Annotated in this window: 26 protein-coding genes and 1 pseudogene; 10 read left to right on the forward strand and 17 right to left on the reverse strand. The window is 45.6% G+C overall.

Features of this window, described 5'->3' with window-relative positions; all coding sequences use genetic code 11:
- Nucleotides 1-34: 34 nt before the first annotated feature.
- Nucleotides 35-205, reverse strand: coding sequence for a hypothetical protein (locus HMPREF3091_RS22415; RefSeq protein ID WP_210403532.1), 171 nt, complete (start codon nucleotides 203-205; stop codon nucleotides 35-37).
- On the opposite strand from HMPREF3091_RS22415, the pseudogene HMPREF3091_RS22765 reads away from it, so the two are divergent.
- A pseudogene (locus tag HMPREF3091_RS22765) lies at nucleotides 175-381 on the forward strand (integrase); the annotation flags it as partial. The gene HMPREF3091_RS22415 and the pseudogene HMPREF3091_RS22765 overlap by 31 nt on opposite strands.
- A 331-nt stretch (nucleotides 382-712) precedes the next feature.
- Nucleotides 713-1,954: an integrase gene (locus tag HMPREF3091_RS00375; RefSeq protein WP_070713176.1), complete on the forward strand. Its 1,242-nt coding sequence runs from the start codon at nucleotides 713-715 to the stop codon at nucleotides 1,952-1,954.
- 70 nt (nucleotides 1,955-2,024) lie between these two features.
- Here HMPREF3091_RS00375 and HMPREF3091_RS00380 read toward each other — a convergent pair whose 3' ends face one another.
- On the reverse strand, nucleotides 2,025-2,888 hold the full coding sequence (locus tag HMPREF3091_RS00380) for a hypothetical protein (RefSeq protein WP_070713178.1): 864 nt from the start codon (nucleotides 2,886-2,888) through the stop codon (nucleotides 2,025-2,027).
- Between the two features lie 125 nt (nucleotides 2,889-3,013).
- Between HMPREF3091_RS00380 and HMPREF3091_RS21930 the strand changes: the two genes are divergently transcribed.
- The 3 genes from HMPREF3091_RS21930 (at nucleotide 3,014) to HMPREF3091_RS00390 (ending at nucleotide 5,752) form a co-directional block, all read left to right on the forward strand.
- A complete protein-coding gene (locus tag HMPREF3091_RS21930) occupies nucleotides 3,014-3,226 on the forward strand; it encodes an AlpA family transcriptional regulator (RefSeq protein WP_013365117.1) in 213 nt (70 codons plus the stop codon).
- A 26-nt stretch (nucleotides 3,227-3,252) separates the two neighbouring features.
- Complete coding sequence (locus tag HMPREF3091_RS00385) at nucleotides 3,253-4,767, forward strand: YfjI family protein (protein WP_070713182.1); 1,515 nt, start codon at nucleotides 3,253-3,255, stop codon at nucleotides 4,765-4,767.
- Between the two features lie 286 nt (nucleotides 4,768-5,053).
- Nucleotides 5,054-5,752, forward strand: coding sequence for an inovirus Gp2 family protein (locus HMPREF3091_RS00390; RefSeq protein ID WP_070713185.1), 699 nt, complete (start codon nucleotides 5,054-5,056; stop codon nucleotides 5,750-5,752).
- A gap of 377 nt (nucleotides 5,753-6,129) precedes the next feature.
- On the opposite strand, the gene HMPREF3091_RS00395 is transcribed toward HMPREF3091_RS00390, so the two are convergent.
- From HMPREF3091_RS00395 to HMPREF3091_RS22580, 5 genes are all read right to left on the reverse strand, one after another.
- Nucleotides 6,130-7,284, reverse strand: a complete 1,155-nt coding sequence (locus HMPREF3091_RS00395; RefSeq protein ID WP_070713475.1) for a UvrD-helicase domain-containing protein — start codon at nucleotides 7,282-7,284, stop codon at nucleotides 6,130-6,132.
- Nucleotides 7,277-7,840: an ATP-dependent endonuclease gene (locus HMPREF3091_RS22770; RefSeq protein WP_246839932.1), complete on the reverse strand. Its 564-nt coding sequence runs from the start codon at nucleotides 7,838-7,840 to the stop codon at nucleotides 7,277-7,279. Before HMPREF3091_RS22770 ends, HMPREF3091_RS00395 begins: the two co-directional genes overlap by 8 nt.
- 107 nt (nucleotides 7,841-7,947) lie before the next feature.
- On the reverse strand, nucleotides 7,948-8,907 hold the full coding sequence (locus tag HMPREF3091_RS22775) for an ATP-dependent nuclease (protein WP_246839933.1): 960 nt from the start codon (nucleotides 8,905-8,907) through the stop codon (nucleotides 7,948-7,950).
- Between the two features lie 54 nt (nucleotides 8,908-8,961).
- Complete coding sequence (locus HMPREF3091_RS00405; protein WP_070713188.1) at nucleotides 8,962-9,417, reverse strand: TolC family protein; 456 nt, start codon at nucleotides 9,415-9,417, stop codon at nucleotides 8,962-8,964.
- On the reverse strand, nucleotides 9,410-9,565 hold the full coding sequence (locus HMPREF3091_RS22580; RefSeq protein WP_168168161.1) for a hypothetical protein: 156 nt from the start codon (nucleotides 9,563-9,565) through the stop codon (nucleotides 9,410-9,412). The genes HMPREF3091_RS00405 and HMPREF3091_RS22580 overlap by 8 nt, the downstream gene beginning before the upstream one ends.
- Nucleotides 9,566-9,739: 174 nt before the next feature.
- Here HMPREF3091_RS22580 and HMPREF3091_RS00410 point away from each other — a divergent pair, with 174 nt between their 5' ends.
- Both HMPREF3091_RS00410 and HMPREF3091_RS00415 read left to right on the forward strand, forming a co-directional pair.
- Nucleotides 9,740-10,840 carry a TIR domain-containing protein gene (locus HMPREF3091_RS00410; RefSeq protein ID WP_070713190.1) on the forward strand — a complete coding sequence of 367 codons (1,101 nt, stop codon included), beginning with the start codon at nucleotides 9,740-9,742 and terminating at the stop codon, nucleotides 10,838-10,840.
- A 36-nt stretch (nucleotides 10,841-10,876) separates the two neighbouring features.
- A complete protein-coding gene (locus HMPREF3091_RS00415) occupies nucleotides 10,877-12,007 on the forward strand; it encodes a DUF4238 domain-containing protein (RefSeq protein WP_070713193.1) in 1,131 nt (376 codons plus the stop codon).
- A gap of 372 nt (nucleotides 12,008-12,379) precedes the next feature.
- Here the strand turns inward: HMPREF3091_RS00415 and HMPREF3091_RS00420 are convergent, their stop codons facing one another.
- From HMPREF3091_RS00420 to HMPREF3091_RS00440, 5 genes are all read right to left on the reverse strand, one after another.
- A complete protein-coding gene (locus HMPREF3091_RS00420) occupies nucleotides 12,380-13,021 on the reverse strand; it encodes a carboxymuconolactone decarboxylase family protein (protein WP_053085176.1) in 642 nt (213 codons plus the stop codon).
- A 149-nt stretch (nucleotides 13,022-13,170) separates the two neighbouring features.
- Nucleotides 13,171-14,055 (reverse strand): aldo/keto reductase, encoded by an 885-nt coding sequence (locus tag HMPREF3091_RS00425; RefSeq protein ID WP_034458336.1) that lies wholly within the window; start codon nucleotides 14,053-14,055, stop codon nucleotides 13,171-13,173.
- 77 nt (nucleotides 14,056-14,132) lie between these two features.
- Nucleotides 14,133-14,444, reverse strand: a complete 312-nt coding sequence (locus HMPREF3091_RS00430; protein ID WP_034458338.1) for a putative quinol monooxygenase — start codon at nucleotides 14,442-14,444, stop codon at nucleotides 14,133-14,135.
- A 10-nt stretch (nucleotides 14,445-14,454) separates the two neighbouring features.
- Nucleotides 14,455-15,228 carry an SDR family oxidoreductase gene (locus tag HMPREF3091_RS00435; RefSeq protein WP_070713195.1) on the reverse strand — a complete coding sequence of 258 codons (774 nt, stop codon included), beginning with the start codon at nucleotides 15,226-15,228 and terminating at the stop codon, nucleotides 14,455-14,457.
- Between the two features lie 72 nt (nucleotides 15,229-15,300).
- On the reverse strand, nucleotides 15,301-16,281 hold the full coding sequence (locus HMPREF3091_RS00440) for an aldo/keto reductase (RefSeq protein ID WP_064793398.1): 981 nt from the start codon (nucleotides 16,279-16,281) through the stop codon (nucleotides 15,301-15,303).
- 131 nt (nucleotides 16,282-16,412) lie between these two features.
- Between HMPREF3091_RS00440 and HMPREF3091_RS00445 the strand changes: the two genes are divergently transcribed.
- Entirely contained in the window at nucleotides 16,413-17,300 is an 888-nt protein-coding gene (locus HMPREF3091_RS00445) for a LysR family transcriptional regulator (RefSeq protein WP_034458343.1), read from the forward strand.
- A gap of 296 nt (nucleotides 17,301-17,596) precedes the next feature.
- On the opposite strand, the gene HMPREF3091_RS21935 is transcribed toward HMPREF3091_RS00445, so the two are convergent.
- From HMPREF3091_RS21935 to HMPREF3091_RS00465, 4 genes are all read right to left on the reverse strand, one after another.
- Entirely contained in the window at nucleotides 17,597-18,637 is a 1,041-nt protein-coding gene (locus tag HMPREF3091_RS21935; RefSeq protein ID WP_083321323.1) for an HNH endonuclease, read from the reverse strand.
- Nucleotides 18,638-18,858: 221 nt separating this feature from the next.
- The gene (locus HMPREF3091_RS00455) at nucleotides 18,859-19,575 is read right to left on the reverse strand and encodes a hypothetical protein (protein WP_246839934.1); all 717 of its coding nucleotides are present in this window, start codon (nucleotides 19,573-19,575) and stop codon (nucleotides 18,859-18,861) included.
- Nucleotides 19,576-19,748: 173 nt separating this feature from the next.
- Nucleotides 19,749-20,138: a hypothetical protein gene (locus HMPREF3091_RS00460; RefSeq protein ID WP_000735025.1), complete on the reverse strand. Its 390-nt coding sequence runs from the start codon at nucleotides 20,136-20,138 to the stop codon at nucleotides 19,749-19,751.
- Between the two features lie 145 nt (nucleotides 20,139-20,283).
- Complete coding sequence (locus HMPREF3091_RS00465; RefSeq protein WP_047173248.1) at nucleotides 20,284-20,709, reverse strand: hypothetical protein; 426 nt, start codon at nucleotides 20,707-20,709, stop codon at nucleotides 20,284-20,286.
- 697 nt (nucleotides 20,710-21,406) lie between these two features.
- Here HMPREF3091_RS00465 and HMPREF3091_RS00470 point away from each other — a divergent pair.
- The gene (locus tag HMPREF3091_RS00470) at nucleotides 21,407-22,159 is read left to right on the forward strand and encodes a hypothetical protein (protein ID WP_047173247.1); all 753 of its coding nucleotides are present in this window, start codon (nucleotides 21,407-21,409) and stop codon (nucleotides 22,157-22,159) included.
- 161 nt (nucleotides 22,160-22,320) lie between these two features.
- Here HMPREF3091_RS00470 and HMPREF3091_RS00475 read toward each other — a convergent pair whose 3' ends face one another.
- The gene (locus HMPREF3091_RS00475) at nucleotides 22,321-23,106 is read right to left on the reverse strand and encodes a hypothetical protein (RefSeq protein WP_064791197.1); all 786 of its coding nucleotides are present in this window, start codon (nucleotides 23,104-23,106) and stop codon (nucleotides 22,321-22,323) included.
- Nucleotides 23,107-23,399: 293 nt separating this feature from the next.
- Here HMPREF3091_RS00475 and HMPREF3091_RS00480 point away from each other — a divergent pair, with 293 nt between their 5' ends.
- A complete protein-coding gene (locus HMPREF3091_RS00480; protein WP_070713199.1) occupies nucleotides 23,400-24,263 on the forward strand; it encodes a GTPase family protein in 864 nt (287 codons plus the stop codon).
- Nucleotides 24,264-24,344 lie beyond the last annotated feature (81 nt).

The following is a 24,344-nucleotide window of genomic DNA, read 5'->3' on the forward strand; positions in this document are numbered from 1 at the left end:
TTCTGAGGCGAACGCATTGAGAGGAAGTAACGTTCTATACATCGCCTCCCCCCAGCAAGCTCAAGGTGATCGCGCTGCAATAAGGCGCGGCTCCCGTTTTAGCTTCAATATCCGCGGTGGGCTGTTCCAAATGAACACGGGTCACGCCCGGTTGATGCAGGGCGCGGTAAATACCGGAAAGCGGGGATCCGATATCGTAACCCATATCAAACTAGGCATACCTTTGCGACACGCCATATCAGCCAAGGGGCGAACCTATTCTGGTTAGCAGGGCAAATGGGGCATAAAGGACCAGAAATGCTTTTCCGACATTATGGCTCCTATCTGGAGGCATACAACGGGAATACAGGACGCGAGTTCAACTCCCAAACTGGAAGCTAAAGCGGACTGAGGAGAGACAGCAAAACGCACGTGAAATGCACTTAGGTTAATAGTGAGATTTTAAATCACTTAAATTCATGAAGTTAGGGAATAACGCTTGCGGGTTCAAATCCCCCCAGCTCCACCAAAATTCTCCATCGGTGATTACCAGAGTCATCCGATGAAGTCCTAAGAGCCCACACGGCGCAAGCCCTGCGGGCTTTTTTGTGCCTTGAATTTGTCCCGCGAAGTCTGATGCCAACTAATTAAATCCGAACCTTTTAGGCACCTTGTTAGGCACCTCATAAAGCTATATTGTTTTTGAGGTGCCTAAAACTATGGAAACCCGGCAATGGCAAGACAAACCAAACCTCTATCCGTTAAGGAAATCGAATCTGCTAAACCCAAAGAAGTGGACTACGTTCTCTATGATGGCGATGGTCTTGAGCTACTCATCAAATCCAGCGGAAGTAAAATCTGGCAGTTTCGCTACATTCGCCCTGTTACTAAGAAACGAGCGAAGAAGAGTATTGGTCCCTACCCGTCAGTTACCCTTGCCGATGCCAGAAACTACAGAGCAGAGTTTCGCTCTCTCCTGGCGAAACAAATCGATCCACAGGAACATCAGCAAGAACAACTTCGCAGTTCGCTGGAAGCCAAAACCAATACTTTCCAGCTCGTAGCTGAACGTTGGTGGAATGTGAAGAAAGCTAGTGTGACAGAGGACTATGCGGAAGATATCTGGCGTTCTCTTGAAAGAGATGTCTTTCCTGCGATTGGCGACGTTAGCGTTACAGATATTAAAGCTCACACACTGGTTCAGGCCGTCCAACCGGTTCAGGCCAGAGGAGCACTGGAAACCGTTCGTCGCCTGTGCCAGCGCATTAATGAGGTCATGATCTATGCCCAAAACACAGGGCTGATTGATGCTGTTCCCAGCGTTAATATTGGTAAAGCCTTCGAGAAGCCTCAGAAAAAGAACATGCCCAGCATTCGACCGGATCAGCTACCTCAACTGATGCAGACAATGCGAACAGCCAGCATTAGCCTTTCCACACGCTGCCTGTTCATGTGGCAACTTCTTACTATTACCCGCCCTGCCGAAGCGGCTGAAGCTCGCTGGGAAGAGATAGACATACAAGCACAAGAGTGGAAGATTCCTGCAGCACGCATGAAAATGAACCGTGACCATACTGTTCCATTGTCAGATGAAGCAATTGCGATACTAGAGATGATGAAGCCGTTAAGTGGAAATCGAGAATTTATCTTTCCCAGCCGCATCAAGCCAAACCAACCTATGAACAGTCAGACCGTAAACGCATCGCTAAAACGCGCAGGTTTTGGTGGAGTACTCGTTTCACACGGTCTGCGATCTATCGCCAGTACAGCCCTTAATGAACAAGGCTTTCCGCCTGATGTTATTGAGGCAGCACTGGCCCACGTGGATAAGAATGAGGTACGTCGAGCATATAACCGCAGCGATTATCTTGAGCAGAGACGCCCGATGATGCAGTGGTGGGCTGACTTCGTTATGGCTGCTGACCACGGAAGTATGATTGGAGATGGCATTCGAGGTATAAGGCTCGTCGGATAGTATTTATATAAGCGCCTCAAACTGGCGCTTATGTCTTTCACTCAAATCCGAAGCTCCGATTAATAACTGATTATTTTTTTCTTACATTCGCATCAAAAGCTTGTTTAATACTTTCATTATTTTGCGACCAAGATTTTATGATAGTTTCAGCTAAAGCATCTTGACTAGCAGTTGCTAATCTATATTTTTTACTTTGGTTATCAATCATAAAATCTGATTCCTCAACAAATTCCCACAAAGGTTCAATGAGAACTCTCACGGCAGCAGCTTTACTTCCCCATCCCTGCTCTGGGGCTAAAACATTAATAAGCTCCACAAGCTTTCCTTGGATAATTCCATAAACTTCAGCTTTTTTCATCCCTCCTTTTCGCCCAGACTCCTTTCTGATACTTAAAAGTTTATTTCGTTTATCTACAGAAGTTTTATACCAAACCATCCCCATGCTTTTATCAAATAACTCAGATGCTTTTTTAAATGCTTCAAATGCAACATCCTCATTGTCTGATATAACTAATTCACCCCATTTATAGCACTTCTGTGCATACCTAAGATGAAATTTAAAGAGTTCATCCATAGAGATATATTCAGGGATAATGACAGCAACATTATCCCTCAGAAGTTCAGCCTCTAATGAACTCCAATAACGTTCAATAAGCGTAGCTAACTCGATGCTTTTCTCATTTGATGGAAAGTCCTTATGAGAGTCAGTGTACCTATGTTTTTTCAGATAAGAGGATGAATACAATAATATTCCCGGACCAAATTTCTTGGAGTTCCAGGCCCGCTCTTTCATCATGGTCAGTTCAGCCTGCATGTATGTATGCTTTTCATCCAGAATTTGGGCATACATGCGCCATTCACAGTCTTTAATCTCACTGGAGAGAGCACTGCGTTTCCGACTAATTTCTTCACTAAAAATTTCAATAGAAAACATTTAGCCCCACAATATCAACAAGTTAAACCTGTTAAAAATAAACCTTTGCTAGCCGTATTTTTTCGAAGAATCCTTGCAGCTATTCTTTGCGGGAACCAAACTGAGCTAACAAGAGGCAAACTAGTATGAACACTTCATCAGCAGTCAGGATACTCCGCTTACCTGCTGTTATCCATAAAACAGGTATCTCGCGAGCCACAATTTATGACTGGTTGAACCCGAGGTCGCCACGATATGATCCAACTTTTCCGAAGAAAAGAAAGCTTGGAACACAATCAGTTGGATGGCTTGAATCAGAAATTGATGAATGGCTGTTACATCGTAGTCTTATTAATTAATTATAAAGAGGAGTTAGATAGGATGTATGTCTAAAAAAAACAGATCAACGCAAAATAAAGAATTTGGACTAAAGTTCCAGACGCTTCCCACTTTTGCACAACGGTTAATAAGCTACATACATTATAAAACAGGAGCCGCCGCTGAACTTATTTTAATAGTGTTACTTGGGGTAATGGCACTTGCCTGCCAGGACAAATTTGATATTCAGCTTAAAAATGGGAGAACCTTTACATCACTTTATCTGATGCTATTGGCACGCTCAGGTAGCAGGAAATCAACGGTATTCAGGCTGTTGATGGGGGAAATTTATCAACTGGAAAAAGAGCTGCGAAATGATTTTCTGTTAAAAGAGAAAATTCATAAGCTTAAACTAGTATCCTGGGAAACCGAGCTAAAAGAGCTTAAAAAACAATTTGGCAAAGCTGTTCGTCAGAAGGTTGATGTAACTGAGGCACTTGAGGCGCTGGAGGAGTGCCAAAGAAGAAAACCATCTGTCCCAGAAAGAAAGTATCTTACTAAAAATGATTCGACAAGTGAGGGACTTAGAAAGGCATTAGCGCTGGGTTCTCCATCATTGATGCTCGGCTCTGATGAAGCCGGTGGGGTGATTGACAGCAATCTTTTTCGCAATATATCAATTTTTAACTCTCTTTGGGGAGAAGGGAGAATCTCTGACAGCAGAGCTTATCGTGACAGCTACGATGTTGATGATGTCCGGCTGACCGTATTGCTGTTGTTACAGCCTGAATTGTTTAACGACTTTATAAGTAAGCGGGGGAAAAAATTAAGAAAATCAGGATTCTTAGCGCGTTTACTATTGATTGATCTGGAGCAACTTCCTGAACTATGCAACATCCCTGATGCGTGTTCATGGTCTGATGAACCAGGACTTGATGGTTTTTTCTCTATTCTCGTTAAGCATTTGCAAGACGGGATAGAGCGTAGAGAAAAAAATGAAGAACGTATCTGTATTACTTTATCTGAAGAGGCGAAAGCGTCATGGGATACACAAAGTAAACGAATCAGGGAACTAATGCAAAAAGGAGAGGAGTTGCATCACTATGATGATTTCGCCTCAAGAATTATGGAACAAGCTACGAGAATCGCAGCAGTAATGCAAATGTTTATTACACCCGACTCACCAATAATTACCAAGGAAACTTTAATGTCAGCTACTAAAATAACACAATGGATTATTAATCACCTTATCACTAAGGTCGATACTACCCGAGAACCTACAACTGCAGAAAAATTGGTATGGTTCATGGAGGAGCATCTTGTTAGTAATGGTTCTTACGATTTCAAGAGGAATGATATCATTAAAAAAGGTCCATATTCAGTCAGGCGTTCAGAAAGTCTGAATTCTGCTTTAGAAAAACTTGAATCTGAAGGAATAGTACAACTATTTGAACGAGGTGGGGTTAATTATGTCAAATTTATTGGTTCCAAAATGGAACCTAGTGAACTAGCTGAAAAGACTAATATCCCGTTGTTAGATTCAGGAACAGTTGCGATGAGTAAACTACGTTTACCTGAATAACTTCAGAGTAAGCAGGCTCTTCCTGATTAATATTTATTTTGTTCTTAAACTGAGTAACACTAAGGATTCATCTTAAATTATTTAGGAGGACAGCTCATGAGTTTTAATTGGTATATGTAATATACCTTTATCAATAATGTTCTATACCTTTATCAATAATGTTCTACTCCTGTACAAGTAATCATCAAGAGTAACACCCCCTACAGGGATTATATCCAACATCACATGGGTAGCGTGAGGGCTACCCATTACCTAATGATTAATATTTACAGAATGAAGGATTATTATGGAATCACTATATTCACTTACCAATGAAGAAACCGATAACTTGGTAGAAATAGCCTCCAGAAAGTATAGATCGCCTATTGACCTCGATATTCTCAATCCACTACTCAACATGGTCTACGGCACACTGGAGCAGCATAACCGAATACTAGCTATTCGTACTGACACAAGGTTCGCTCAATCCTATGTACCGGGAGAGCCTGATCTACCAATATGCTTCCAGCGCGATGATGCGCAGGCAATCACTCGCTTCTTCGAGTCACTGAAAAGCCAGTTACGGGCAGATCATCACCGGTCCAAGAGACCGGGTAACCCGACATTTCCATCTTATGGGTGGTGTAGGGAACGTGATGCAAGCGTACATCCCCATTATCACCTGATGTTGTTGTTTAATGCAGATGTATATGGGTACCTAGGCAACTACCAAGAACTCAATGCTAAAAATATGGCAACCCGAATACAGAAAGCCTGGTGCAGTGCTGTAGGGCTTGCTCACGAAGATTACGCAACATTAACTGAATTCCCACCAAATGCTGTTTATAGGTTTAGCATCTTCGATGCTTTGGATCGTAACCCAGTCTACTGGGATTTCCTGATTCGACTGGCGTATCTGGCGAAAACTAGGACTAAAGATGTCCACAGTGGTTACCGCAACTTTGGCACAAGCCAGTGTCCACGATTAGGCGGATTAGCCTGTTAATAGCACTCTGGGTGAGGTATTTATCCTCACTATGTCAATTAACATAATTGACATATTTCTCAGTAAAAATCCGATATTGTGTCTCAGCACCCTGCTACAACCTGCTACAACCTGCTACATGTAGCAGGTTGTAGCAGCTTTCAGAGATCAGGACATACATTTTTGGGCTAATAATTACAGGTATGACACTGTCTAAGAACTAGGTTCCTTATTGATGATTGCATCAAGTTGGCAACGTCCGCTTTGACACTGCCCCCCCCATCTGGAGCAGCGCCCTCCTTCTTTAAGGGTAGTGTTGCATCGCCCCGTTAAACTCACAGCGAAAAATGGAAGTTAAGGAAGTTAAGGAAGTTAGATGGTTAGACGTTAGCATCAACTTACACGAGCCCAACCCAACGTGGCAGTTTGATATCTGCTAGATGCTCTTCCTCAACGACAAACGCCAAGCTGTAACGAGCTCGGGTAATAGCCACGTACAGCTTGTTTCTAGACTCCTCAGTTTTATCGTTGTCAAATACCCTGAGGTCGCCGCCTAGATACTTGAGATGTTTCTCCGGTGAAATAATCAGGACACGATCGAAACCGAGACCTTTGCTGGAGCCAAAGGTGTGACAGGCCAAGTCAGGCGGCAAATAGGCTCTCCCCATGGATGATGACCATCGCAGAACCTGAGGTTTGAACATGGCGAGATAATCGCTCACCTGTGAAGGTATGATGACGAAGGCACCGTAATGATGGACCATCTCTTCAGGAACATTTTCCACCTCTGACAGAGTCTTTTCATAGAGACCTGCATGAATCGTATCGGACAGATCGCAGATTTTTTGAATACATCTGCGGTTTCTCGGAAGAGAGCGCTGCTCAAAATTCATCTTCTGAAAATAGTGGATCTTTTGCGCAGGAGTTTGCGGTGCCTTATGGCCGAAGGTAGTAGTGTAAATAGTTTGACGGAAATCGCCGACACAGCAAATCGTGTCAGGCATTATTTTACTTAGCGCTTTGATAACATCGTAATCCCAACCAACTAAATCCTGAACCTCATCGAAAAAGACCCGATGATAAATATCTTTCAACCTCTTGGCAGGAGCATTCTTTGTCGAGCTGGCGATCCTGGTAGCCAGCTTAGCTAGTAGGCCGGTATATGCTTTTGTCTTGCAGGGGGTCAGATAGTGGAGTGGGTTTAGAGCCCCACCAATTTTTTCTCCCCTATTGGGATGCCAATTATTCGTACCAGGCCTCAAGTGAGGGTTATGCTCGGTGAACGCTGTGGTGGAAATGCGCTCAGGGAACACGACATTTTGGTAGGGTCTCACTAAGTCTTCCAGATAAAAGGAAAATAGGCCTTTTACGACAAAATCATCACTGCTTTTGCCATATAGTTCCACGAAACTAGAACGGAGCTCGGCTTGGTTGTTCGTAGTGTAGGTAACCACCAATACACGCCCTCCATCCTCTATCACCTTAATAGCGTCCTGGATAATTTTATAGGTTTTACCTGATCCTGCTCCGGCGATCCAAAATTCGTTAGCCAAAGTTGAATACCTCATCGAGGAAGGCCGGATACTTGAAATCTAGGTTCCCATCAAACAGCTTGATAGCCGAATCGACTTTACGAGCGCCCTTACCGTTCCCCCTAACACTTCGAAACCATTCAATCAGAAATTCGCGCCGTTTGTTCAAGCCAGCAACCTCTGCATAGAGGTTGTAGGTCTGTTTGGATAACACTTCCTTAGCGAAAGCATTCAGCGTTTTTAAGTCTGATGCATTGGCATAAATCATCGCTGGCTCAAGCGAAAACTCCTCATTTTTCGCAGAAGAGATGAGCTTGATATTGGGATAGGCAGCATAGGAGTCACGGGCCTTCACGACGTTCTCATCATAGGCTCCATCGTTATCCCGGAGCACGTTGATACTGGTACCAATCTCCATGCCCACGGAAATGAAAGTATCGAACCCGACTCCGCGCACCACAATGATATCTATTCCGTCCTGCTCCGGCAGGCGGTCGTGTTTGCGGAGGTAGATCTTCTTGAGCACCAGCTCGTCCGACGGACCCTCTACGAGGATCACCTTGCGCGACAATGCCACACGCAAGGTATCATAGCCCGGCAACCGCTTAAGGGTTTTAACGACGGTAGGATCAAGGTTATGAAGGCGCTTATATCCCGACTGAATAAGGCAGATTTTATCAATGCTCAGCTTGTTGAGAACATATTGGTACCCCGCTGCCTCTCGATGTAGTGCACCAGCTTATTAAGGTTAGTGTGCGAAAGATGGTTTTCGGGCTCCTCCATCATCACCAAGTCGATATCCTTCGATTTGTTCTGAATCGCGAGTTTGATTTGCACATTACTCTGCTCGCCCTTACCGATGAATTGGAAAGGTACGTCATCCACTTCAAGTTGAAGACTGGTCTGTATAGATCCTGCAGGCAAGGTACTCGCGACAATGGAGAGTTTTTTGTCCGTAATCAAGTGGTCAGTATCTAAGCCAGTGTTGACCATCTTGACCTCCCCCGAGTTGTTGAACACCTGCTGGTTCTCGCGATAATTGAGAGTCAGTTTAACCAGCTCCTCTTTGTTCAAAGCAGTGTTCAAAATGGTCGAGATGTACTGGTTCTTACCCAAAGTTGGATGGATGCGTGTCGGATCGATGTACAATGCCTTGAATTTCTTGTCTACAGCCTTAATGGGATTCCATCCGAAATCCAACCACTCCAGCTTGTAGAACTCGATCGGAATGCTTGTAATATTAGGTTTTGTCTGCAAGTAGTCAGCATACACGTCCTCAAGCGTAGCATCGAAGCGCACTTGCACCGTGATCCCTTGAGCATCGACCTTCAAGGAATTGTTCGACCCTCGATATTCAGGCACTCCGTCGATGAATGCCTCGAGCGTCAAGCTAGGCAGATACTTGGCTGATTTGTCTGAAGCCAAGAACTGCTGAACAGCATCCTTGTTGAAAATATCAGGTGTGAACTCGCTGTTAAAGGGACGGCCACGATAGTTGTAATTAAGAACTATTTCCAAGGCTTCCAGAATCGTACTTTTACCGGCATTGTTATCGCCTACAAAGATGTTTACGTCATCGTTGAACTCAAGATGATCATCTTTGAATTTCTTGAAATTGGTCAACTTAATAGATTTAACGCGCACTCTAAATCCCTCAAGATACTGTCAAATAATGACTAAATGATCCCCTTAAAGACATTACCTCGCCGATCCACCTGTGTCCACTTGCAGGCTCGAAGTCACCTTACCCCTGTAGGCATATTGAAGCAGTCGATATAAACAGGCCATGATATCAGGCCAGTTTAAGGCGACATCCGAAGGAATCCCCAGTGCTAATTGAGGTAAAGCGCCTGGCAACAGGCTGTCTGATTTGTACTGGAGCAAATCTTTAAGTGCACCGGGGTGTTCATTCAGCATAAGAAGCAACTGGTTTGTCGCCACACCTTTCTGTGACTGCAGCTCTATTAGATTTGCTATTGTCGCGGCCAGTTCGCTGCGCTGGCGTTCGAAATCAGTCTCATCAAGAGCTCCGCCATCGGTGCGGGCTTTGATCAGCATCAAACGTTCAGTGAGGGTATTCTCATTATCCTTAGCCAGTTCAATTTGCTGCTGAATACCCCGCAGAATCCAGTAACCGTTTACCACATCACCCATAATGCTTAACCGGGGCAAACTCAAGTAGCGCCTTCTGAGGATCGCTGTCAGCTTCAGAGGCTTTCACAGCACGGCTGATGTGTCCCCACAAGTCAATCTCCCAAGTAAAATCCAGCTCCCCTTGGTACCAGTCATAAGGTTCAGCCATAAATTGTATCAGTTCATTCGGATTCGGATGTGCTTCTTTCAGTGCTCTGGTTGAAGGCCTGTTCTCACTTTGTTGTTCGCGGGTAGCGTTCGGGAAAGAATTGAGAGCGAGAAGTTATTCATTCCATCTGCTATGCTAACGCCCAAATCTGTATGACTATTTCCGGGGTAATACATGGCCTTAGCACATTTAATGCGTGACAGTTTATCCCTTGTTAAGCGGGATGGAAGCAGAACCGATGGGATAAAGGGGAGCGTTCAGAAGGATAAGATATACATTCATCGAAGCGATATTGCTATTGGAGAAGGTGATCTTCTTATCCGAAGTATGCCGCATGGTGGTGTTGAAGAGTATGTCGTTATCGAGCCAAATTTCAGGCAGGGATTAGGGAGTATTCCCGCAGGTTATCAGGCAGAGGTTAGACGAACGACAGAAGCAACTACGGGACACGTTATATCGTCCACCTCAACGGCGGTTCCGGAGTCAGTTATTTCCCTAGTGCAGTCGTTCATTGCATTATGTATTACCATCGTTAATGATGATGCATCTCACCCCGAGAAGCATGTTACTGCCTATCATTCATTGCGCCAGAAAATCCTTGAACTGAACAATGTCATGACTATCCCTTCTTGGATACACTTCTCCCAAACTCCTGCAGCAGTGAAGAATAGCGTGGGTTTAAACGTCCAGGGAGGCAGTGGTGGATGGGATAGAAGACGTCAATATTTACAGAGTGAAATGATGAACATGCTTTCGAGCTACAATAATTCATCGTTCGCCGGACATTCTGTTAGTATAAATACCATTAAAACCACTGAACAGGTTAGTGGGTTAACTACAATGGCAAGCGATTCAGTACGTAATGTAAAAAAGAAAGTCTTCATTGTTCATGGGCATGATGAACACTTAAAAAATGAAGTTTTTATCTTTCTCAGCAAAGAAGGGTTCGAGCCTGTCATTCTTCATCATGAGATAAATGAAGGACTGACTATTATAGAAAAACTGGAAAAGCATATCGATACGGTTTCATATGCCGTTGTGCTTTATACTGCCTGTGATAAGGGCAAGGCCAAAAATGATGCGGAATTGAGTGACCGGGCACGACAAAATGTTGTATTCGAACACGGGTGGCTTATTTCCAAACTCTCACGTAAAAATGTCGCGGCGATCGTAGAGGAAGGTGTTGAATTTCCCGGTGATCTTTCAGGCCTTATCAGAATACCGAAGTCTGAATGGAAGTATCAGCTCTCAAAAGAGTTAAGCGTTATCAGATAATCTCCGGGTTCTGAAACAAGAGTCAGAAGGGAAAACATGGCATACACCAGAAACCAGCATGTTCTTTCGCAGTGGGTTCTGCGAAACTTTCGTAGTGATGACACGGCACTGATGCCGAAGGATAAACAGCGTGTCTGGTGTCATGTCGTGGTGCCCAGTGCGGAAGGCGAAAATGACATCAAGGATATCCCGCTACCCATATCCAGCGTAGCCATCTGTAAGGACTGTTTTCGTCTGAAGGATGGTGATACAGGTGAGTTTTTCGATATTGAGCATGAGCTCAGCGAGTATGAACAGGATATGTCCGTTCTTGTCCGGGAGCTTGTGCAGCATCATCAATTTGCCCGTCTGGCAAATTGCCATATACATGACTTTCCAGTGGAAAAACTGTCAAGCTTTGCTGTTTTACAGATGATACTTAACCTTAATAACCCGCAAAGTCGATTTCCTGACAAGGATAAAGTAAAAGCAACGTTGATAAACCCTTTGCTTAATAACATTGACGAACATATATCAACAGCGCTTTCACTTCCTGTAACACAACCTGCTCTTGCCTCTGAGCCTATTTACCAAAAACTGATGCGCATCGCTGGTTCCTCATCCGAAGTGGAGGAAAAAGCACATGCCATGTTTGTTGTTTATTCCTTGCTGGCTCTGCAAAAAAAACCGACGCCCGTAGGAACAGCTGCCTATTTGAGGGACGAGATATTCTCCGGTATTTACGGCATTGATGTTTTTCATACCGGCCATGAATTAAACAGTACCGAACCAAGACCAGTTTTTACTGTTTCCCCTAATGTATTTTGTCCCTTAATTGATGAGAAAGTCATTTATTTACCACTTTCTCATAACTTCGCTCTGCGATTTAATCAGCGGTCGGGGAAAGGTTTCTATTCGGATCCGATAATCAGGATATTCAGCCCAGCCCCTCAGGTCCTTTCCTGTGAAAATCATTCTCAAGTGAGAATATACCAGTGCTCCTATGATTACATTGATCAGGTTATGTCAACTATAGATATGTTTAACGTAGGTTTTTCAAACATTATATATTCGAGCTGGCAGCTCAGCGATGTTGAAAACTATCTGAGGCTGCAGGACGAACATCCTGATACCTATTATCTTCCCGAACAGCCGGTTCGCTGGGCAGCGGTTGCGGATAAAAGCTGATGGGTTTCACTCCGGAACAAGTGGCCCGCTGCAGGCAACGTCACGCTATGGAAAGCTTTAATTTGCATAACCAGCTTGCCGGTGAAAGCTGAGAGCATCTGGATGTGGCACGGAGCGGACTGAAGCCAACATCATAAGGTCTGCAATGAGCGAAAAGCGGACATTGCATCGAAAGCCCTGCTGACTTTGTCAGGACATGCCTTTATTTTTAAGTCATTAAAGGCATGGGCCCCGCATTCCAGATTATTGCCATATTCCTTTAGGTCAGGGCTTACGAGATCACGTCGCGAAAGCCATCAAATCGGCCTCACTGTTTTTTAATAATCATGCCATTACGCAGCTTTTGCGCTACAAAGAGAAGCTGCATAGATTTTACTTACTGGCTGCCAGCACCTTCTCAAGGGCTGACGTTGCACGTTGAGCGACGACCGGACAGGCCGAATTTTCAAGGGCGACGATCACCCCCCTTAATTGCGTTTCAGTCAAACCAATGTTTAAAGAAATGTTGAAATGGGACATTAGCTGCGGCTCAACGCCTTCCAGGCCTGCAAGTGCGCCAAGGGTGGCAATCTCACGATCTTCATAACTGAGGTTGTCCCGTCCAAAAATGTCACCAAACAGATGTTCTTTCAGGTACGTATCAATAGCAGGAGCAAAATCGAATACAGGCCCTTTGGCTGGCACACCTATCAGGTATGTCTGCACAGATGTGCCCAGTTCAAGGAGGGATCGGCCAGCAGGCAGCGGGCTGGCTTCGGAACCTGCAATATCATTTATACCCTGTTCTTTTCGTTCATTCACAAGGGTCATAAAGGTTCCAAGTGCGTTAAGCGCACGTGGAAAACCAAGGTAAGCATAAAGCTGTACCAGTATTTCTTTTATGTCGTTAATAGTCAGGCCAGCATGTAGGCCTGCTTCCAGTGCGGCTCTCAGTTTATGATTATCGCCCAACGCAGTGAATGCAGAAATTGGAGCGATCGCCTGCTGGCGACTCGTCAGCTCTGTAACTTTCATAGAATGATCCCTTTGAGGCGGAGCAGTTTTCCGGCCTTTAATCAGCTAAGTTAATGTGTGATGGTCGCCTGCATCGCAGCGGTTTAGCGCTCACCCACTACCATGACAAAGGCGCATTTACGCACCTTTGTCATTACACTGGAAAATCATCAGTCAGGGATCTGGAAACCATAGGTTGCCAGATCCAGTGAGTCGGGATCCGGGCCGCCACGAACGCCTGTTTCAAGCGCATCAATAGCTTTAATTTCATTAGCCGTGAGCCTGAAATCAAACACGTCGAAGTTTTCGACAATTCGGTGGGGTTTTACAGATTTAGGAATGGCGGAATATCCGTGATCCAGATGCCATCGAAGAATAACCTGTGCCGGCGTCTTCGAATATTTTCTGGCAATGTCAGTGATTACCTTATCTTCGAAAGGATTTTTCTCCGCATTGTTGTAGGTATAAGACCCACCCAGTGGTGACCAGCATTGTGTGATAATGCCATAGTGGTCGTTAGCCGCACGCCATTCCGCCTGTGAATAATATGGATGAACCTGGATCTGATTCACCGCAGGAACAACACTGGTCTCTGTAATCAATCTGTCGAGTTCAGTGGGCGTGAGGTTGGATACACCAATGGCACGCACGCGCCCCTCGGCCAGCAGCTTTTCAGCCGCCTTATAGGCCTGAATGGTCTTTTCAAATTCTGATGCCAGAGGCTGATGAAGCAGCCAGAGGTCCAGTTGCTCAATGCCTAATTTATTCAGACTGACATCAAAGGCGCGAAGAGCAGAATCGTAGCCATAGTCGGAAATCCACAATTTAGTTTCAATAAAGATATCGTCGCGGTCTACGTCCGACCGACGGATCCCGGCGCCGACTTCACGTTCATTAAAATAGGCCGCAGCGGTATCGATAAGCCGATATCCGGTTTCCAGTGCCTTCTTCACCGCCTCGGTAGTTTCTTCAGGTTTGGCCTGATAAACACCCAATCCCAGAGCGGGCATTTTCACACCATTATTCAACGTAATATAAGGATTTATACCATTCATTTGAGTCCCTTTTTAGCGTTGTGGCTTAGAGGAAGCATACGTGATGCCATGAATAAGAAAGCGAGGGGTTACCCTTATCAGTCACTGACACGGGTAATGAGACTGACAGAAGGTCCGAATGTCAGCAGCGGTTGCAGGTATGACATAACTTCTGCAACATGCGGGTTTTCCGCATGGCTGGTTACTGCATCCTGGTTTACCCAGCCGTCAATAATATAAAACGTGTCGGGTTCATCGATTTTTTGATAAAAATCGTAATAAAGGCAACCGGCTTCAAGGCGTGCAGGCTCAACAAATTTCAGGACCAGCTCTTTAACGCGCTCACGATTTTCAGGTTCACATCGCAGTTCACAGATGATGTGGCGTTCTTCCGATTTTATTTTCTGCATCGTCATTTCCTCAGTTCTTACCGGCATAAACACGGGTCATACCGCCATCGACTATCAGGTCAATGCCACGGATGTAAGTACTCGAGTCTGATACCAGAAAAATCAACGCATCCGCGATATCTGCCGCGGTGCCCACGCGCCCGGCCGGTATTTCTGCGGAAACTCGCTCAGCATATGAGGCAATATCGTTGTCACTCATTTTCTGTTCGTTGCTGTAACCCTCGGTCGGGACTACACCGGGACTTATGGTATTGACCCGGATATCTCGCCCTTTTAGATCCGTGGTCCAGCTGCGAGCCAGTGAACGCACTGCCGCTTTGGTCGCGGCATAAACAGCAAATCCAGGTAACCCCATATCTGCAGTAATCAACGCATTCAGCACTACGGAGGAACCGTCACGAAGCACGTCCAGCATGCTCTGCATAGTGAGTACAACACCTTTAACATTTATGCTCAGTTCGCTGTCGATCTGATCTTCGGTCAGTTCTTCGAGTGGCGTGGCGTGGCCACCACCCGCATTAGCGAACAAAATATCCAGATGCCCCTGTTCGGCTTTAATGGTGGCAGCCGCACGCAGCATGTCTTCTTTACTTGAGACATCCGCACATATAGCTCTGGCGGAGTTGCCCAGTTTGGTTACTGCCTCGTCCAGCACGTTCTGTCGGCGGCCAGTGATATAGACTGTTGCGCCGTGTTCAATCAGTCGCTTCGCTGCACCGAAACCCAGGCCGGTTGTTCCGCCGGTGACCAGTGCGATACGGCCTTTAAGAGATTGGGTCGTCATGATGATGTCCTCTGAGAATGAATACGGGGGAGGATACCGGCGACATGGCGTCGCCGGTTAATGAAGCAAGGCTTAGCGGTTAATGGACTTCATCATTGCAGCGTTATAACGCTCGCCCTGGACGGGAACTTTTGCCAGCACATCTGCAATTTCCTGTAGGTCTGCGGCCGTGAGTTCAACTGCAGCCCCGCCTACATTTTCTTCGAGACGGTGAAGTTTTGTGGTGCCGGGGATCGGAGCAATCCATGGTTTTTGAGCCAGCAACCAGGCTAAAGCAATCTGTGCCGGGGTTGCTTGTTTACGCTCAGCAACTTTACCGATCAGGGCGACAAGGTTATGGTTGGCCTGACGGGCTTCGTCAGCAAAACGCGGCAGATTATTTCGGACATCTCCTTCAGCAAAGGTGGTTGCACCATCAATCTTTCCTGTAAGAAAGCCTTTACCCAGCGGGCTGAAAGGAATGAAGCCGATACCCAGCTCTTCCAGCGTCGGGATAATGACGTCTTCAGGTTCACGGGTGAACATAGAGTATTCACTCTGCAGTGCGGACAGCGGCTGAACAGCATGTGCGTCACGAATAGCTTTTACGCCCGCCTCACACATCCCAAAATATTTCACCTTTCCTTCCTGAATCAGGTCGCGTACAGCTCCGGCGACATCTTCCATTGGCACGTTTGGATCCACACGATGCTGGTAAAAGAGATCGATGTAATCCGTTTTCAGCCGCTTAAGGGACTGTTCAACGACAGTACGAATACGCTCAGGACGACTGTCGAGTCCCGCCGCTGCATTACCCTCTTTAAAACCGAATTTTGTAGCGATAACGATCTGGTCACGGAACGGTGCCACAGCTTCCCCGACCATTTCTTCATTGATCTGACCATACGCTTCTGCAGTGTCGAACAGCGTTACGCCGCGCTCATAAGCTGCACGGATAAGTTTGATGGCTTCAGCTTTGTCTGTCGCAGGCCCGTAGCCAAAGGTCAGTCCCATACATCCCAGACCAATTGCCGATACTTCAAGGCCACTGTTACCTAATTGTCGCTTTTGCATAATGAGTCTCCTGTTTATGGATTGAACACCTCACAAGCACGGCTTGATTAGGTGGTGTTCATATACTCTAAGGAATGACTGGTCATTACTGAAGTGGCATAATCAGATAACCGACATGAGTGGAACTAATAATGAATCATACGGATTTCAATCATCTTGCTGTTTTCATTACGGTAGCGCGTGAAAAAAGCTTCACGCGGGCCGCGGCGCACCTGGGCGTTTCACAATCAGCAATCAGTCATAGCATTCGAGGTCTGGAGGAAAGGCTGGGGATACGTCTTCTGACCCGGACAACCCGGGGGGCAGTGCCAACAGAGGCGGGAGAACGACTGCTTGCCAATCTTGCTCCCTACTATGATGGGATTGAGACCGAGCTTACCTCTTTGGGAGAGCTGCGCGAGAAGCCAGGAGGCATGATACGCATCACCGCTCATGACCATGCGGCAACCACTATACTCTGGCCAAAGCTTTCAACGTTATTGAGGGAGTACCCGGATATCACGCTTGAAATCAACATAGACTATGGATTGATCGACATTGTGACCGGTCGTTTCGATGCGGGAGTCCGTGTCGGGGATCAGATTGCCAAAGATATGATTGCCATGCGTATCTCTCCTGATTTTCGCATGATCGTTGTTGGCTCTCCTGATTACTTTTCCAGACATCCTAAGCCAGAAACGCCACAAGATCTGACTTCACACAACTGCGCAAATTTGCGGCTTTCCACACACGGAGGCCTGTTCGCCTGGGAGTTTGAGAAAGACGGGCAGGAGTTGAAAGTTCAGGTATCCGGCCAGATGATATTCAATACTTCGCCTCAACTGTTATCGGCGGCGCTTGCAGGGTACGGGCTGGCGTATGCTCCTGAGGATGTGGTGCAAAAATATATCAGAGAGGGAAAATTAATACCTGTACTTGAGGACTGGTCACCCACATTTCCTGGTTACCATCTTTATTATCCAAGTAGAAGGCAGGCTCTTCCTGCATTCAAGTTGATTTTAAACGCTCTAAGGGTATGAGTTAAGACTCATCCTTAGTGCATGGATAAATTCTGCCAATCATATGTATCGAGCCTTAAGTACAATCCGATTAATACACCTCCTACACTGAGTTTCAGATTGCAGGCTAACATTCCGGGTTCGTAATGTCCGCTATTGGCACGGAGCGGACGAGCTAACTGAGCTGAAGGTCCGCTGTGAGCGAGAAGCGGAAGTTCGCAATTGTTCTCACAACTGGTTAAGACATTACTAACATCACGCCGTATGTCAATCAACGGGGAGCAGGTCAAACTTGCTTTCGAGCATTCAATATAACATCATAATTTATTTACAAAAAGCGCACGATGATAGGCGAGATGAGCCTTAAGTGGGCGATCCATTCGTGCCTCCGGCAATCTCATTAATTTACCCTGTAAATGACCGTACTCACTGTTTAGTAACCCAGGGTCGAGGCTAACCCTAAAGTTCTGCTCTATCCAAAGCAGCCCTTTGTCAAATAGCGTGTGTATATCGGTCCTGAGAAGTATTCCGTGCATGGCCTTACAATGCTGGGCACCTGAATAAGGAATTATATGAGCGGCCTCAAGTAATTCAGCGATCGCACAGTCGGTAACTGCACATGCTCGATTGTAGGCATCCAGTAGTCTTTTCCTAAAGATAGGCTGACCTTCACGATCCACAATTTCCCTCAGCACTCTTGCACGCATATCCTCCAGTTTTAACTCAGGACAATCAGTACATTCATGCAAAATCCTTAACCTCTCTAGGAAAGTAGGTTTTACAATCTCTACTGGCGTTTTTCCGTCATCGCCAATATCCCAGACACCGTGTATGTTTGGATCATAAAGAACATAGCGGGTCGCCCTCCCTTTTCCGGTGCGGAAGAGCTTGTCCATATAATGCCCCTGATCGCTAACCATGCTGGTACGGGATGCACGATATCGTGCACGCTGATTATCATTGACGGTGAGCGCCTGGAATTGTGATCGAATTTCATTCAACTTTAGCGGGGCGTTGCTAAAATCAAGCCATTCAATGACCTGTGGAATCGAAACTTCCCCCAGTTGTGTAACGGCATAAACAACTCGGCGTAGCTGTGGCTCTAAAAATTCCTCGGGTATAATATTAAGGCAACTATCTGCTTTCTCCGTGCTTTCAAAACCGTGGTACAGCTTCCATTCAATTCTCTGTCTTCCATAAGTACTTAGACCTGCCCTTTCGGGTTCCCGTAGCTTCATCTCCTGCAAGAGTTCCTGTCTTTCAGGAACGCGGCCTAAACGCTCATACAGCTCATCACAGCAATCCCATATTGCTCTCACCAGGGGACCGTTTGGATATCCTTTCTGCCTCATACTCATCGTATAAACCTGTATGATCTGATAAAAGCCAGTTGTTATTAACCTTTCTACTCAGAGTGAAAAGTTGCGATAGAGTTGAAAGGACTATGATATTAGATTCGAAACGCTAGATATGGTGTATGCCAAGAGAGAGCGGTATTTATAGTCACAGGAGTTGTTTCTCTGAAGTGTAACATCTAATGTTTTGAAAACAAATCTACTATAGTAAAGGCATGAAATTATTAAAGTAGCGCCTTAATTGTATTAAATAGTTTTGCTAGGTAGAGCATTATGACAGGCGTTGCGCTAGCAATTGCTGCTATCGCAGCTAATGCTGTAGCCCTAACTGTACCAGATTGGAGCTTGCTGATTTCTGCATGCCTTCGTGACTGTGTTGAGTATTCGCCGAGTGTTGTAAAAGCTTTACCTGTCGGTCTATAGCCACCATGTTCACCTTTTTTCAGCTCTCCATCCAATACAAAGGATTCGAGTACAAGCTCGAGTTCACGTTTCATTTCTCCTTTCCTCGGATGCAGTTCCCAGCGGAAACTATGGATACGGGTTGCAATTTTTGGTAGGCCATGGTGACTTCCGTCTTTCATATACAGCTCAATCACAGCGTTGAGCACATCCATGCGATCGTTAACACGTCGTTCTTGCTCGTTATACCTTTTCTGTTGCTTCTCTTCCTTCTTGCGGTCTTTCCTTATATCATTGAGGAACTTTCGGCTGGCGACTTTTTCAAGATGATTTAGATCGTTAAAATCAATTCGGTAACCCTGAAAGTAATGTGTACCATATACTTGTTCAGACGTGATTTCTGAAAGGTAAAGGATAGTTGGGATACAGAATGAATCTCTTTCCTCGCAATATTCTTTCACCTCAAGCTTGTTACCATCCTTCCTAACGAACAAATAGCCGTTGTCTTTTCCTTCTTTACGTAGATAGACTTCATACATGTCGGCGTCTTGCATGGAGGCGCGAGAGAGGGATTCTGTCGGGGGTTTTCTTTGCTTCGAAAACTGTAAACCACTTGGTTACTAAATTTGTTCTGCTCCCAAACATATTATCATTCCCCTATGAAATGAACCTTATCAGCCAAGCACCGACGAGTAACGATGTATTGATTAAATCACTGTAGTTGCTTCAACGGATAAGAATTAAAGCTACTCGAACCGTCGCTGTAGACCTCAGTAATAATGATTTTTTTACCCTCAACAGCATATTTGACTGTGCTGTCTGCAGGATCATCCCGCCAGCGACCAGTGCTGTCAGGGTTGTCAGATGCCCACATCACTTGATTGCCGATAAGTTTGCACTTGATGGCCCAGCGGGTGCCATCGTTCTGTCGGATATAATGTACGTAAGCAATACCTGACTCGACTTTGTCCAGCTGCATGATTTTGTGGTCACGGCCGAACATCGCCGCTGAAGCAGCCCTACAAACCTGACCCACCGTCACTTCGGAAGCCAGCACCGGTGCAGCAAACACGAGCGGAACAAGAAGCAGGAGTTTCTTCATACGGATCCATCCTTTTGGTTATGTTCATGAATAACGCTTAGTGTATATTTCGGCAACCTCAAGTATTTCTTGACGAGAATTTAGCGTTGCGATGACAGCAGTGACTAACAGGATCCCTGACGTAATCTCAGACACTCCCCGACTGTCAGCCCTGCTCCTGCTGTACATCCTCAGCGTCATACGCGAACAAAACATCGGGCATGAGGCCGGTTTTTTCTACCATCGCCAGCACTGACCGCGTAGAAGCCTCGGAGATGACCTTCATCGCCTCATCACGTATTTCAACGTACGCAGGGTCTTCACGGGGCACAAAAGGCTCCAGGAGGTGGGCAATGGCTTTACCGTTAACAGATAGGCTGAAGGTGCCAGCGGCACGATCCACATTCCAGATGTAGATGAGCGGCCATAACCCCAGTTCGTCGCATTCGGCCTCGCTGCGGATCCCCGGCAGGTACACGGGCATCGACAGCTTTTCATCACTCAGCGTCAGCGCGATAAACTGGTTTGCCGTCAGTCGTGGACCTTGCCCGGTCTCAGCGTCAGATTTTTTCTTTTTAAAGAATCCGAACATGGTCTTTCCTTGTTTATGACGAATCGGAGGAATAGTCACTGTCTTACTAAGCGGATTAATCAAAGCGTCTCGGACCTCAGCGCAGACTCGCGGTGACTCTCATTCAGCAAAAGTGATTTTTACACGATTCCTGCCGTCAGTAACGCGCGTAACTTATCGCTTTTCGTAGCGAGAGAAGCATGTAATGGCAAACACACTGCTAGCGTGGAGATGGCATTGCCCCTAAGAAATGAGGCATAACCCATCAATTACATTCACAGCACTTTTTGGCTGCTGCTGACTCTGAGCTTATAGATAGTCACTTTTCATAACGTCCTTCCGCCCTCTCCGCCAGATCGAGCATCATAAAGTTTTTTTGAAGTTAGGAGTGACTCAATGGCAGGCCACGAGTGGTTCACGCTGCATTTCAAAAGCGACAATCATGTGAGCGAAAATTGCGTTCAGGGACCCGCCGTTCATGTGGGCCAGATGCCCAACCGTCTTCTTCTTGCTGCTAGCCAGTCCTATCCTGCATACATTTGATATGGCCGCTTTGAGCGAGAAGCGGAAGTTGAGCTTGGTCTCAAGTATGCTGGTTTTTTTTAGCTAATATCTTGGTTTATTGATCAATAGGTTGCTGGTCAGACCTAGGATCAGATATAAAAAGTTAGATTTTGTTCTCCCCACATATATGAAAAAAACAAAGAAGCATAACTTTATGACCAAGACAAATAGGCACAACTTTCCTCCAAGCGTTGTAGGTAAGGTAGCAGAGCGCGCTACATATATTTGTAGCAATCCCTCCTGTCATAGGGTAACAATCGGCCCGGATCAATCAGCGGAAAATCTTTCTATCAAGACGGGTGAGGCGGCGCATATCTGCGCGGCGAGCCCTGGCGGACCGCGCTATGACATGTCTCAGTCAGAAACAGAGCGGAAGAGCATAAAAAATGCTATATGGTTGTGCGGAGCTTGTGCTGATTTAGTTGATAAGAATGGCGGTATGGGCTACCCCGCCGAGTATTTGCGAAAATGGAAACGTGACCACGAATCACTAATGAAGGAGTGCTTGGAGGGAGGAAAGAGGCTAATGTTTCAATTTCTATCGCATCGCCCAGACGAGAAAATTGCTCTGCGGGTGAGCCATTTATTGGAAGACAAGAGTTCTCTCTACATGCCATATGCTCAAGAGGATCCAGCACGAGTCTCGGATTCTTTGAAGGAGCTCCGACTCTCTCTTACGGCGATTCGCTCCGAGATTGCACCTGAGTCTCCGCTATCGTTGATTGTCGAGTCAATTGTCCGTGCGTGCCGACACTATATGAATTCAACTCCAGATCGGCCGGGCATTGAGGAGCTTAACTTCTCCCTCGGCGCAGTTCGTAAGGTAGTAGGAATTAACATCGGAGAACTATTGAAACACTATGAAATCCCGGTGAGTCACGAATTGCATTCTATTATTCCTAAATGAATTTTAACCCATAACTCCAGTTGGCGAAGCATGAAAAAAATGAGCTTCGCCATTGTTCTCGGATCTTGAGTAATTAGTGCAGACACAATATGCATATCGTTTTCGAGTGCACGACGAACGCAGTTTTCGATACTTTGAGTATGATAGCTTCAACTTTTTACTTACATCAAAAATAACTTACAAAATTTGTATGTTGCTTTGTGTACGAAAATGCTTGCGTCAACTCTTGACATCGGATTTTTTAATATCCCTCCGGAACTTCCCTTTCCATGTCTCGCAAGATACCCTAACAGTTCAAAGCTATTAGCAGTGCCCGTGAATCTGCTGATTTCCTTTTCATCAATATTAAAAGCCATGCTAATTAATTTATCTCTCTGATATTTCTTGTCTTTATTAGCACCGGGAATATTAAGTGTACCTTTCACATATTTATCATGTACATATTCTCTAATCGTTTCCCACAAACGATAAAGATTAACCCAATCATCACCTAAGGCACACATACCTAAAACAACACGTAAGGATTCATGTTTAGATGATAAATTAATTAATCGTGAAAAATTATCAGCGCGAGGGTGTGGTTGCTGTATATCATGGAAATTAAAGGGATTTATCTGAGTTACATCCATTGATTTAAAGCCGCATATTTCAGAGTAATTAATACCTTCACTTCCAGAAATAGAAAGAGGACCAAAAGATTGATATCTTTCAAAACCATAAAGAACGCTAAGTGCGCCGTTCATGAGCATCAACAAACCTTTTAACTTGGAAGCCAATTCATTTGGATCGGATATGATATTCAAATGAGGAGATGAAAGTAAATGAACATCTGTTTGCCCTAAATCAGAGTCAGAATCATCATTTATAGAGAAATCATTCGACCAAACACTACATAATCCTTTAACAAATCCTGTAGATGGAGTAAGTGAAAAACTATAATCGTACATAACTCAAATCCCTCTTTTTTATATCCTGAATGGAATGCAAAAATTATTGTTTATTTGTTATATTCAATATACTCACATAACCAAAAACTTTAACACGCTCATTCTAAGTGAACTAAATCGAAAGATATACCTTTGAAAACTGAAACTCAATGCTGGCAACGTCCGCTCCTGGCACAGAACGGCCTATCAGCATTGTAAAAATATTCAGATATATATCATTCAACTGAACATACTTCATTAAAGGCAGAACCTCACGGTTCTGCCTTTTTTGTTTTCATTTCAGAGGAGTAGTGATGAAAAAACCTGAAGGTCTGCAGTCGCTGCAGAACTCACTTTCCAGCTTGCCGCAATGGGTGTCTGAACGTGTTCTGCACCAGGTAAGCCAGTTAACCGGCTATGAGCCAGTGATCGGCATTATGGGTAAAACCGGAGCGGGAAAGAGCAGCCTGTGCAATGCCCTGTTTGCTGGTGAGGTGTCACAGATCAGCGATGTGGCGGCCTGTACCCGTGAACCCCTGCGCTTTCGCTTGCAGGTTGGCGAGCGCTTTATGACTATTGTGGACTTGCCAGGTGTCGGTGAAAGCGAAAGTCGTGATGCGGAATATGCCACGCTGTACCGGCAACAGCTTCCCCGGCTCGACCTGGTGCTGTGGTTGATCAAGGCCGATGATCGAGCGCTGGCGGTGGATGAACATTTTTACCGGGAGGTGATTGGTGAGGCATACCGGCATAAGGTGTTGTTTGTTATCAGTCAGTCCGACAAGGTTGAACCCACCAGCGGTGGTGAAAAGTTGTCTACAGAGCAGAAACAAAATATAAGCCGCAAAATCTGTCTGCTGCATGAGCTGTTCCAACCTGTAAACCCTATCTGTGTGGTGTCGGTACGTTTGCAGTGGGGGCTGCGGGTGATGGCTGAACGGATGATTCGTTGCCTGCCACGGGAGGCCAGTAGTCCGGTGGCAGTACAGCTTAGTGCTCCACTTCGTACCGATGCCGTTAATAAAAAAGCACGTGACGATTTTGGTGAAACGGTCGGCTCGGTACTGGACACAGTAAGCTCCATACCCCTGATACCGGCCCCGGTTCGGACAATTATCCTGGCTGTACGTGACACTGTAGTATCGGTCGCTCGTGCTGTCTGGAGTTTTTTCTTCTGAATACTTAACCCCTTAACTCGTTGTTTCCTTAGCCCTGCCGCGACTATGCGACGGGGCTTTTTTGTCTTTCTTTTTCCATCA

Source organism: Hafnia sp. HMSC23F03, from assembly GCF_001816025.1.
Lineage (GTDB): Bacteria > Pseudomonadota > Gammaproteobacteria > Enterobacterales > Enterobacteriaceae > Hafnia > Hafnia paralvei.

Excerpts from the sequence above, each read along its gene's own strand:
- HMPREF3091_RS00390 (WP_070713185.1), top strand. The coding sequence starts at position 5,054 with ATGGAATCACTATATTCACTTACCAATGAAGAAACCGATAACTTGGTA.
- HMPREF3091_RS00425 (WP_034458336.1), bottom strand. The coding sequence starts at position 14,055 with ATGAATGGTATAAATCCTTATATTACGTTGAATAATGGTGTGAAAATG.
- HMPREF3091_RS00470 (WP_047173247.1), top strand. The coding sequence starts at position 21,407 with ATGACCAAGACAAATAGGCACAACTTTCCTCCAAGCGTTGTAGGTAAG.
- HMPREF3091_RS00465 (WP_047173248.1), bottom strand. The coding sequence starts at position 20,709 with ATGTTCGGATTCTTTAAAAAGAAAAAATCTGACGCTGAGACCGGGCAA.
- HMPREF3091_RS00410 (WP_070713190.1), top strand. The coding sequence starts at position 9,740 with ATGGCCTTAGCACATTTAATGCGTGACAGTTTATCCCTTGTTAAGCGG.
- HMPREF3091_RS00385 (WP_070713182.1), top strand. The coding sequence starts at position 3,253 with ATGTCTAAAAAAAACAGATCAACGCAAAATAAAGAATTTGGACTAAAG.
- HMPREF3091_RS00375 (WP_070713176.1), top strand. The coding sequence starts at position 713 with ATGGCAAGACAAACCAAACCTCTATCCGTTAAGGAAATCGAATCTGCT.
- HMPREF3091_RS00380 (WP_070713178.1), bottom strand. The coding sequence starts at position 2,888 with ATGTTTTCTATTGAAATTTTTAGTGAAGAAATTAGTCGGAAACGCAGT.
- HMPREF3091_RS00475 (WP_064791197.1), bottom strand. The coding sequence starts at position 23,106 with ATGTACGATTATAGTTTTTCACTTACTCCATCTACAGGATTTGTTAAA.
- HMPREF3091_RS21935 (WP_083321323.1), bottom strand. The coding sequence starts at position 18,637 with ATGAGTATGAGGCAGAAAGGATATCCAAACGGTCCCCTGGTGAGAGCA.
- HMPREF3091_RS00440 (WP_064793398.1), bottom strand. The coding sequence starts at position 16,281 with ATGCAAAAGCGACAATTAGGTAACAGTGGCCTTGAAGTATCGGCAATT.
- HMPREF3091_RS00455 (WP_246839934.1), bottom strand. The coding sequence starts at position 19,575 with ATGTATGAAGTCTATCTACGTAAAGAAGGAAAAGACAACGGCTATTTG.
- HMPREF3091_RS00460 (WP_000735025.1), bottom strand. The coding sequence starts at position 20,138 with ATGAAGAAACTCCTGCTTCTTGTTCCGCTCGTGTTTGCTGCACCGGTG.
- HMPREF3091_RS00420 (WP_053085176.1), bottom strand. The coding sequence starts at position 13,021 with ATGAAAGTTACAGAGCTGACGAGTCGCCAGCAGGCGATCGCTCCAATT.
- HMPREF3091_RS00445 (WP_034458343.1), top strand. The coding sequence starts at position 16,413 with ATGAATCATACGGATTTCAATCATCTTGCTGTTTTCATTACGGTAGCG.
- HMPREF3091_RS00435 (WP_070713195.1), bottom strand. The coding sequence starts at position 15,228 with ATGACGACCCAATCTCTTAAAGGCCGTATCGCACTGGTCACCGGCGGA.
- HMPREF3091_RS00405 (WP_070713188.1), bottom strand. The coding sequence starts at position 9,417 with ATGGGTGATGTGGTAAACGGTTACTGGATTCTGCGGGGTATTCAGCAG.
- HMPREF3091_RS21930 (WP_013365117.1), top strand. The coding sequence starts at position 3,014 with ATGAACACTTCATCAGCAGTCAGGATACTCCGCTTACCTGCTGTTATC.
- HMPREF3091_RS00430 (WP_034458338.1), bottom strand. The coding sequence starts at position 14,444 with ATGCAGAAAATAAAATCGGAAGAACGCCACATCATCTGTGAACTGCGA.
- HMPREF3091_RS00480 (WP_070713199.1), top strand. The coding sequence starts at position 23,400 with ATGAAAAAACCTGAAGGTCTGCAGTCGCTGCAGAACTCACTTTCCAGC.
- HMPREF3091_RS00415 (WP_070713193.1), top strand. The coding sequence starts at position 10,877 with ATGGCATACACCAGAAACCAGCATGTTCTTTCGCAGTGGGTTCTGCGA.
- HMPREF3091_RS22580 (WP_168168161.1), bottom strand. The coding sequence starts at position 9,565 with ATGGCTGAACCTTATGACTGGTACCAAGGGGAGCTGGATTTTACTTGG.
- HMPREF3091_RS22415 (WP_210403532.1), bottom strand. The coding sequence starts at position 205 with ATGGGTTACGATATCGGATCCCCGCTTTCCGGTATTTACCGCGCCCTG.